A 6,400-nucleotide genomic window follows, 5' to 3' on the forward strand; every position below is an offset into this window, starting at 1 on the left:
GGCGGCGCTTCAACTCCGCTGGCTGCGCCGATACTGCGGCCGCCACGTGCGGCAGGTGTCCTGCTACTCCTCGTCGATCCGCGCGAAGCGCTCCGCCAGGAAATCGATGAGCCGGCGCACCGCAGGCAGCAGTCCGCGCCGGGAGGGGAACACGGCGTGGATGACGCCGCACTGCGGTGCCCATCCGGGCAGCACTTGCAGCAGCGCGCCCGCGCGAAGCTCGTCGCCGACCATCATCGTCGGCAGCGATGCGATGCCGACGCCGGCGACCGCGGCACAGCGCAGTGTGGTCATGTCGTCAGTCACCAGACGCGGCGTGTGCCTGATTGCGGCTGTCGCACCCTCGGGGCCTTCGAGCTGCCACACGTGTTCCGGTCGCGGTGGTCCCTGGTCGAGGGTCGGCAGCGTGTTGAGATCCGCCGGCACCTTCGGCGCGGGATGGCGGTGCAGCAGCGACGGGCTTGCGACCAGGCCCCACCTGCGTTTGCCGAGAACCTTCACGATCAGGTCGCTGTCCTGCAGCGGCGGCATGCGGGCGCGGATCGCGACATCGATGCCTTCCGCGATCACGTCGACGCGACGGTTGGTCTCTTCGAGGTGCAGGGTCACGCGCGGATGCTCGATCAGGAACGCCGCCAGCATCTCAGCCACCCGCGCATGCAGGAGCGCGACCGGGCAGGTGATCCGCACCACCCCGCACGGTTCCGAGTGCGTCATCTCGATGGCGTCCTGTGCGGCATCCGCTTCCACCAGCATCGCTTTGCAGTGGGCGTAGTAGCGCTGGCCGATGTCCGTGACCGAGAAGCGGCGGGTCGAGCGCTGGATGAGGCGCACGCCGAGCCGTTCCTCCAGCAGCGCGATGCGGCGGCTCAGCTTCGACTTCGGCAGACCCAGCGCGCGTGCTGCTGGCGCGAACCCCCGGTGGTCCACCACCTGCGCGAAGTAGAAGAGGTCGTTGAGGTCCCGCTGCATCCTCGCCCCGTCGTTCCATGGGCAGGACGCTGAGGATACATTACGGCGTCTACTGCCCGCGACGTGACGCCCCTATTCTTCGTTGCGTACGAGGCCGCCTCGGCCCCCATCAAGGAGGAACGCAATGAAGAGAATCCTCGGCGTCTACGAAAGTCCGCGCTCGCACTGGGTGGGCGACGGTTTTCCGGTACGCACGCTGTTTTCCTACGACACGATGGGCGCGCACCTGAGCCCCTTCCTTATGCTGGACTACGCGGGACCGGCGCACTTCGCCCCGGCAGCGCGCCCGCGTGGTGTCGGCGTGCATCCGCACCGCGGCTTCGAGACGGTGACCATCGTCTATCAGGGCGAGCTGGAACACCGCGATTCCACCGGCAGCGGCGGGCGCATCGGCGCCGGCGACGTGCAGTGGATGACGGCGGCGTCCGGCATCCTGCACGAGGAGTTTCATTCGACGGAATTCACGCGCACCGGCGGCACGCTCGAGATGGTGCAGCTGTGGGTGAATCTTCCCGCCCGCGACAAGCGTGCGGCGCCCGGCTATCAGACCTTGCTCGACCGCGACATTCCCCGGGTGGACCTGCCCGGCGCGGCCGGCAGCGTGCGCGTGATCGCCGGCGCCTTTGACGGACGCCGCGGTCCGGCGCGAACCTTCACGCCGATGGAGGTCTGGGACGTGCGCGTGAAGCAGGGCAGCCGCGTCGAGTTCGACGTGCCGGAAGGCCACACGGCGGCCCTCGTCGTTCTGCGCGGATCGGCTCGGGTGAACGACGGCGAACCCGCGCGCGACGGGCAGATGGTCGTGCTTGCGCGGGACGGCGGCGGCATCTGCGTGGAGGCCATGAGCGAGACGACGATCCTGCTGCTTGCCGGCGCGCCGATCGACGAGCCGATCTCCGGCTACGGGCCGTTCGTGATGAATACGCGGGCCGAGATCCGCCAGGCCATCGACGACTTCAACGGCGGCCGCTTCGGCGCGATGGCGCAGTGAGCAGTCGGGTTGCGCGGGGCTCGCGCCGGCCCCGCGTGACGATGTCGTATCATCGCCGCACGGACGCCGCGCGGGGCGTGAACGACGGCGCTTGTGCTGCGGTGCCGGAGGAGGCGACGTGAAGAACAGCGTGGGCAGGGAGATACCGGCCCACATCGCGGGTTATCGCGCGGTCAGACCGTTCACCGGCGCGTTCGACAATCTGGGTGTGGTGACGCGCACCACGGCGACCTTGACGAGCGCCGTGCCGGACCGGCAGAAGGTGCTGCCCGACATCGCGACGGCGATCCGCGCGTGCGGCCTCAGGGACGGTGCCACCATCTCGTTTCACCACCATCTGCGCGACGGCGATCACGTGCTCAACCGGGTGCTCGCCGAGATCGCGCGGCTCGGGATTCGCGACGTTCGCGTCGCGTCGAGTTCGCTCTTCCCGGTACACGCGCCCCTGGTCGATCACTTCGCGAGCGGCGTGGTGACGGGGCTCTGTGCCACCTACATCGCCGGGCCGGTGGGCGAGGCGATCGCGCACGGCGCGCTCGCCCGGCCGATCGTCATGTACACGCACGGCGGGCGCGCGCGGGCCATCGAGGCGGGCGACCTGCACATAGACGTCGCCTTCGTCGCTGCGCCGACCGCCGACACCTACGGCAACATCAACGGCGTCGACGGCGTGTCCGCGTGCGGCACGCTCGGCTATGCCGCGACCGACGTGCGCTATGCCGACTGGGTGGTCGCGGTCACCGACCATCTCGTCCCCTATCCGGCCTGCCCGATCGACATCACGCAGGACCAGGTCGACTTCGTGGTTGCGGTGGATTCGATCGGCGACCCGAAAGGCATCGTCTCCGGCATCACCCGCGCGACGACCGATCCCGTCGGACTGCAGATCGCCGACATGGCGACGAGGGTGATCGAAGCCTCGGGGCTCCTCGGCGAGGACTTCTCGTTCCAGACCGGTGCCGGCGGCATTTCGCTGGCGGTGGCGGACTCGCTGCGCGAGACCATGTACCGCAGAAACGTGCAGGGCAGCTTCGCGGCCGGCGGCATCACCGGTTACATCGTGGACATGCTCGAGACCGGACTCTTCCGCGCGCTCTTCGACGTGCAGTGCTTCGATCTGCGTGCGGTCGATTCCTATCGACGCAATCCGCTGCACCAGGCGATGACGGCTTCGATGTATGGGAATCCGCACAACCGGGGCGCTGTGGTCAACCGCCTGAGCGCGATGATCCTGGGCGCGGCCGAGATCGATCGCGAGTTCAACGTCAACGTGACGACGGGCGCGGACGGTCGCATCATGGGCGGCTCCGGCGGACACGCCGACTGCGCGGCGGGCGCCAAGCTCGCCCTGGTGACGACCCGGCTCAACGCCGGCGGCTATGCCAAGGTGGTGGACAGCGTGACCACGGTCACGACACCGGGCGAGACGGTGGATGCGCTGGTGACGGACGCCGGCGTGGCCGTGAACCCGCGGCGGGAGGATCTGCGCGAGCGGCTCGTGTGCGCCGGGCTTCCGGTCGTGTCCATCGACGCACTGCGGGAAAAGGCGGCGGCACAAAGCGTGAACACCGCCCGCAAACCCTCGGCGCACGGGCGCGTAGTGGCCGTGGTCGAATATCGCGACGGCAGCGTCATCGATGTCGTCAGGGAAACCGGAGCGTGAACGGTTTCACGATCCTTGATCGGTGGCAGTGCTGCTCACGCCGGAGCCAGAGGCGCGGGCAGGACGAGCCCCTAGCGAGTTCCGGAAGGCGCTGCCTGCTGCGGCGTATCGAGGTCCTCCTCGATGAATCGCAGCAGTGCCTCGGCCAGCGCCTCGCGGGGATAGGCGTTCTCGGTCACGAACATCGCGCTGATGGTTGGATGTGAACGCGAGATCGGCACCGCGATCGCCCAGTGGTCGGCATTCAGGTAGGCGACCAGAACGCTGCCCGGAATCACTTGGTTGTAGAAGATCACTTGGCTGTCGTTGCGCCCGTCGATGCGCGCGAGCTTGTCGTAGCTCGACTTGAGGATGCGCGAGATGCGCTCCGGCTGCGGAAGGGTGACGAGCGAGTAGTAGCGAAGTCCGCCCGGCAGCGGATTCTGCGCGAGCCATGCCTGACGCTCGGCGGGACGCAGGCTCGCGACGCCACCGCCATCGCCCGACCCGCAGGTGGCGCCGGGAAAGTGTCGCAGCAGATCGGCCTGATACTGCTCGGCGTCGTTGGCCAGCGGCGATCCGCCGACGGCGCCGCTTGCACTCACCACGGCAGCCACCCGCGAGCGAATCTCCGGATAGGCGACCACCGCTTCGAGGATGTCGGGCGCTCCCTTGGAATACCCGATCAGGACGAGGCGCGGCGCCCCTTCGGCCGGCATCGCCAGCAGCGCATCGCGAATCTGGCGGGCGTTGTTCGCGCTGCTCGAAAGCGCGTCGACCTTGAGCAATCCTTGGTCATAGCCGTAGGCACGCACATGCTTTGCGACACTGCCGGTCGGGTCCAGCCATTCCTCGAAGCACTCATACCCGATGCCTGCCACCACGAGCGCGACGAGGCCGCGGCGGGACGATCCGAGCTCGACCGGCTTTCCCGTTGCTGCCGGCTCCGTGCCGACCTTCGTCAGTGCCTCATCGCAGGGCCGGTAGTCCGGAGTTGCATCCTTTCGTGCATCGAGCACCGCGCAATAGATCTCCCGGAAGCGTGCACGTTTGTCCACGACGCCGGTCTGAGCCGCAGGCACGAGCGCGAGCGGCGGCGTGTCGGTCGAGAACGGCAGCAACGGTTTCGATGCGCACCCCGCCAGCACGCCCGACAACAAAGCCATTACGATCGAACCGGCTGCACGAGCCGGCTTGCGTGCGGCGCATCGCGCAGGGCGGTTCGGGTCCGTGCCCTGGGGTGCGTCGCGCATTCCGATTGCCATCACCAGTAGTATCTCCAGTCGAACAACATGCGAAGTCCCAGCGAGTAGACCGTCTGCAGATCGGCCGGAGAGCCTCCGATCGGGCGTTCCACCTTGCTGTCGTAGGGGAAGTCCGCGGCCACGAAGAACTGGAACATGAGTTCCGAACTCTGGTTGGAAGAGAAGGATCGATACGGACGATACTCGACGAGCGGCAGTTCGACATAGATCGACTTGAAGTTGACCACGCGCCCGAGGCCGTCCGGGCGATCGTTCGGCACGATCATCTGATCCGTGTTCAACAGGCCATAAGCGACGATCCCGACCTCGCGCCCGAGAACGAACTGAAAGCGTCCGATGGGTGTTGCCCAACCGGCCTGCCAGCCGAACATGCCTCCGTTGGCGGCGCTCACCGCCATCTGCGAATAGCGCTCGGGGTCGAAGAAGTACACCGGCGCGAGGAACAGCAGATCGCCGGGAAGCAGGTAGTACGGCATGCGGATGCGGCCGGAGAGCCCCGTGCGCGCCGGGATCGCCGCCCCCAGACTGCCGGTCAGCGCGGCCCCCACACCGGTATCGGAAAAGTTGTTGGTCGAGGGGCTGTCGGCGGTAAAGCCGACCTGCAGAAAGGCCAGTCCATCGCCGGCATCCCCGAGCGCTCCCTCCAAGCCCAGGCCGGCGCGAACCGCAATATCGAGCCCATAGATGAAGCCGTTCTGGTTCTGCCCCGACGCGAAGCCGCCGTTGATGCCGCGCCCGTCGATCGATCCGACCAATCCGACGAATGCCCCGACTTCGCTGCGTGCCCTGGGCTGTGCTCCCAGCCCCGGACCCAGACCCGGGACCGGAGTTTCCAGAAGCGTTTCCTCGAACAGGGGACGGTAGGGACTCTTGCCGGTGCCCAAGGCCAGATTGCGCTCGGGAAAAGTGAGGTTCTTGCAGATGTCGAAGGTTTCGGGCGCCGCAGGCGCCGTCGCAGCGTACGGAACGTCGTACCCGCGCGACCGGCCGGTCGCCGTATCGAGCACCTGCTCGAGGCTCGTGCGCACTGCGTGGGCAGCAAACTCGGCATCCTCGGGACGCATGTGCGCATCACCCATGAGAACGACGGTGTGGTCACGCCCCTTCCAGGTGAACACTTCGAGGCCGTTCTGGTTGTAGAAGTCGTGGGTCCCCTTGCGTTGCGACACATCGCCCCAGCTGCCGGCGACGTGACCGGACGCATGCATGTCCTCCAGAAAATGCAGGGCGAAGGCTTCGTCGAACAGCATCGCGCGCACGAGCGCACGTCGCTCGTCCGGCGTGAGGTTGGGTTCGTTCGCAAGCCGGCTCGCCTTCTGCAGTGCGCTCACGTGAAGCCAGACATAGACACCGGGTGCGTTGAGGTCCGCTCCGACCTGAAGCGCAAGCCCGCCGTAGCGAATCACGTCGAGCTTGGTGTCCGGACGCGGCGTCAGGAAGTGCGCGAGGTTGGCATCGGCACGCGTCGCGTACTTGGGGTCGGCGCGCTGCAGGCGGGTGTCGGCTGCGCGCAGGGCGTTCACGCGCTTG

At 67.5% G+C, this 6,400-nt stretch carries 5 protein-coding genes; 2 read left to right on the forward strand and 3 right to left on the reverse strand.

What is annotated here, in order from left to right:
- Nucleotides 1–63 precede the first annotated feature (63 nt).
- Nucleotides 64–972, reverse strand: coding sequence for a LysR family transcriptional regulator (locus tag JNK68_04965; protein MBL8539704.1), 909 nt, complete (start codon nucleotides 970–972; stop codon nucleotides 64–66).
- A gap of 124 nt (nucleotides 973–1,096) precedes the next feature.
- Here JNK68_04965 and JNK68_04970 point away from each other — a divergent pair, with 124 nt between their 5' ends.
- On the forward strand, nucleotides 1,097–1,963 hold the full coding sequence (locus tag JNK68_04970) for a pirin family protein (protein MBL8539705.1): 867 nt from the start codon (nucleotides 1,097–1,099) through the stop codon (nucleotides 1,961–1,963).
- A gap of 118 nt (nucleotides 1,964–2,081) precedes the next feature.
- Nucleotides 2,082–3,626 (forward strand): citrate lyase subunit alpha, encoded by a 1,545-nt coding sequence (citF, locus tag JNK68_04975; protein MBL8539706.1) that lies wholly within the window; start codon nucleotides 2,082–2,084, stop codon nucleotides 3,624–3,626.
- A gap of 71 nt (nucleotides 3,627–3,697) precedes the next feature.
- On the opposite strand, the gene JNK68_04980 is transcribed toward citF, so the two are convergent.
- Complete coding sequence (locus JNK68_04980; GenBank protein ID MBL8539707.1) at nucleotides 3,698–4,771, reverse strand: hypothetical protein; 1,074 nt, start codon at nucleotides 4,769–4,771, stop codon at nucleotides 3,698–3,700.
- A gap of 98 nt (nucleotides 4,772–4,869) precedes the next feature.
- On the reverse strand, nucleotides 4,870–6,400 hold a 1,531-nt coding region (locus JNK68_04985), incomplete at its 5' end, for a hypothetical protein (protein MBL8539708.1).

The sequence above is a fragment of the Betaproteobacteria bacterium genome (assembly GCA_016791345.1).
Lineage (GTDB): Bacteria > Pseudomonadota > Gammaproteobacteria > Burkholderiales > JAEUMW01 > JAEUMW01.